The sequence below is a fragment of the Curtobacterium sp. B18 genome (assembly GCF_000333375.1).
In the GTDB taxonomy this organism is placed as follows: Bacteria; Actinomycetota; Actinomycetes; order Actinomycetales; family Microbacteriaceae; genus Curtobacterium.
On sequence record NZ_BACZ01000551.1, the window covers coordinates 1 to 1271 of the forward strand.

2 protein-coding genes, 1 tRNA gene and 1 pseudogene are annotated in these 1271 nt (G+C 70.9%); 1 reads left to right on the forward strand and 3 read right to left on the reverse strand.

Annotated features, from left to right (window positions below):
* Positions 1–26: 26 nt before the first annotated feature.
* The gene (bcp, locus tag I5E_RS15045) at positions 27–497 is read right to left on the reverse strand and encodes a thioredoxin-dependent thiol peroxidase (protein WP_022907709.1); all 471 of its coding nucleotides are present in this window, start codon (positions 495–497) and stop codon (positions 27–29) included.
* Positions 498–611: 114 nt separating this feature from the next.
* Between bcp and I5E_RS15050 the strand changes: the two genes are divergently transcribed.
* Positions 612–687: transfer RNA gene (locus I5E_RS15050), tRNA-Lys, on the forward strand.
* Between the two features lie 105 nt (positions 688–792).
* Here I5E_RS15050 and I5E_RS25655 read toward each other — a convergent pair.
* Positions 793–948 (reverse strand): hypothetical protein, encoded by a 156-nt coding sequence (locus tag I5E_RS25655; RefSeq protein WP_187290516.1) that lies wholly within the window; start codon positions 946–948, stop codon positions 793–795.
* Between the two features lie 47 nt (positions 949–995).
* Positions 996–1241: pseudogene (locus tag I5E_RS23760) on the reverse strand (LamB/YcsF family protein); the annotation flags it as partial.
* Positions 1242–1271: the final 30 nt, after the last annotated feature.

Consider the following 1271-nt stretch of genomic DNA (forward strand, 5'->3'; position numbering starts at 1 on the left):
CCTCCCGTCCGTCGATCAGTCGGGTCTCAGACCAGGCCGAGCTTCTTCCGCAGGCTCGCGACGTGTCCCGTCGCCTTGACGTTGTACAGCGGGAGCTGCACGGTGCCGTCCTCGTCGACCACGATCGTCGAGCGGATCGTCCCGGTGACGATCTTCCCGTAGTTGTTCTTCTCGCCCCACGCGCCGTAGGCCTTGTGCACGGCCAGGTCGGGGTCGCTCAGCAGCGGGAACGTGAGGGCCTGCTCGTGCTGGAACTTCTTGAGGGCCGGGAGCTCGTCCTTCGAGACGCCGAGGACCTCGTAGCCGGCAGCCTGCAGCGACGACATGTTGTCGCGGAAGTCGCACGCCTCGGTGGTGCAGCCCGGGGTCGACGCCGCCGGGTAGAAGTACACGATGACCTTCTTCCCACGCAGGGCCGAGAGGGCGTGCTCGGTGCCGTCCTGGTCCGGCAGGGTGAAGTCGGGTGCGGTGTCGCCGGCGGCGAGACGGTCGGTCATGAGGCTCCTGTTCGTGTTCGGTGCCCCGAGTGGTCAAGGGCACGCGAAACCCATGCTATTGTTGTTTCCCGTTGCAGCACGGAAGTGCAGCAGCGCCACACAACTGCACACCATGCGCCTCTAGCTCAATTGGCAGAGCAACTGACTCTTAATCAGTGGGTTCTCGGTTCAAGTCCGAGGGGGCGCACCAGCAAGGCCCCGGCTCCCAGAGCCGGGGCCTTCGTCGTTCCCGGGCCCGTGGGGCCTCCGGGGCGGGACACGCCCGGCGTGCGATCCGGCACCGAAATCGTGCGCCTCACTCAGCGGCGACGTCGACCACGCGTTCCTCGCCGACGACCGGCGCGAGGGCGCCCGCCGATCCCGCGGCCAGGTCGGCCCGCAGCGGCTCGACCGCGGCACCGGGCACCCACAGCTCGAACGTCGCCGTGCTGCCGTACGCGGGTGCACGCACACCGAGTCCGCCCGGACCGGCACGACCGAGCCGTCCACGGCGACCACGGTGCCGTCGGTGACCATCCGGAGCACCCGCTCGGCGACCGTCGCCGGGTCGTGCAGGACCGCACCCGGGCGGCTGCGCGCCACGAGGGACCCGTCGGGTTCGTAGGCGCGGTCGGCGAAGACCTCGGACACCGCGCGGAGCCCGTGCGCGGTCGCCGCGCGGAGGAGCTCGGAGTCCGGCAGGGCCAGGACGGCGAGGGTCGGGTCGACGTCGCGCGTCGCCCGGACGACGACGTCGGCCTGCACCGGGTCGGCGCAGGCGGGTGAGAGGGCGCC